This window comes from Taylorella asinigenitalis ATCC 700933, assembly GCF_000687755.1.
GTDB classification, from domain to species: domain Bacteria; phylum Pseudomonadota; class Gammaproteobacteria; order Burkholderiales; family Burkholderiaceae_B; genus Taylorella; species Taylorella asinigenitalis.
Genome location: NZ_JHXN01000045.1, coordinates 1 through 1,259, shown reverse-complemented (window position 1 = coordinate 1,259; position 1,259 = coordinate 1). Strand labels below are relative to the sequence as shown.

General features: G+C 73.4%; 1 protein-coding gene. It reads left to right on the top strand.

Annotation, left to right across the window (positions count from 1 at the left end):
- On the top strand, nt 1-1,259 hold a 1,259-nt coding region (locus tag T432_RS09045), incomplete at both ends, for a PEP-utilizing enzyme (protein ID WP_028884796.1).

Genomic DNA, 1,259 nt, shown 5'->3' with positions numbered 1-1,259 from the left:
CCCAACCCACAGGGGCTGCACGCCCGCCCCGCGACCCTGCTTGCCGGGATGGTCAAAAAAGCGGGCGCCAAAGCGCGGCTGACCCGGGACGACGGGCGCTCGGCAGACGCGACCAAACTGATGGAACTGCTCAGCCTGGGCCTGACGCGGGGCACGCCGCTCACCGTCAGCACCGACCAGCAGGCGTTGCTCAGGCCGCTGGTGGACGCCATTCAGTCCGGGCTGGGAGACGACCTGAGCGCCGCCGCGCCGCAGGCCGCCGCCCCTCCCACCACGCGCACGCCCGACTGGGTTCCGCAGCAAGTCGGCGCGGCGCTGGAAGGCGTGGGCGCCGCCGACGGGCTGGTGGTCGGCACCACCCGCCAGCATCTGCAACGGTCCCTGACCGTCACCGACGAGCCCGCCGACCCGGCCCAGGGCGCCGCGCAGCTCGACGCCGCCCTGCAAGCCGCCGCCGCCGACCTCGACAGCATGATGGCCGACGTGCACGCCCGCTTCGGCGCCGACAAGGCCGCCATTTTCGCGGCGCACAAGGAACTGCTCGCCGACGAAGGGACCGTACAGGACGCCGTGTCGCGCATCCTCGACGGCCACGGCCCCGCCTGGGCGTACCAGCAGGCGACGAACGAGCGCATCGCGCAGCTGCAAAAGCTCGACGACCCGGTGCTCGCGGGCCGTGCCAGCGACCTCGGCGACGTGCAGCGCCGGGTGCTGCGTCACCTGCTGGGCTTGGGTGAAGACACCGTACAGACGGGCGCGGCGCCGGTCATCCTGCTCGCTCCCGACCTCACGCCGAGTGACACCGCCCGCCTCGGCCCCGATACCCTGCTGGGCTTTGCCACCGCGCAGGGCGGGCCGACCAGCCACACCGCCATCATCGCGCGGGGGCTGGGGCTGCCCGCCATCGTGGCGGCGGGAGCTGGCGTGCTGGAGGTGCCCGACGGAACCCTGGCGATTCTGGACGGCTCGGCGGGGCGGCTCTACCTCAACCCTTCAGAGAATGACGTGCAGGCCGCCCGCGAGCGCATGGCCGTGCTCACCGCCGAGCGCGAAGCCGCCCGCGCCGCGCGCCACCAGCCGGGCGGCACCCGCGACGGCGTGCGGGTCGAAATCGCCGCCAACATCAACCGGGCGGCGGACGCTGCCGGGGCGCTCGACGCCGGGGCCGAGGGCGTGGGCCTGATGCGCACCGAGTTTCTCTTTCTGGAACGCGACAGCGCCCCGAGCGAGGCCAACCAAGAGCAGGAATACCGCGCGAT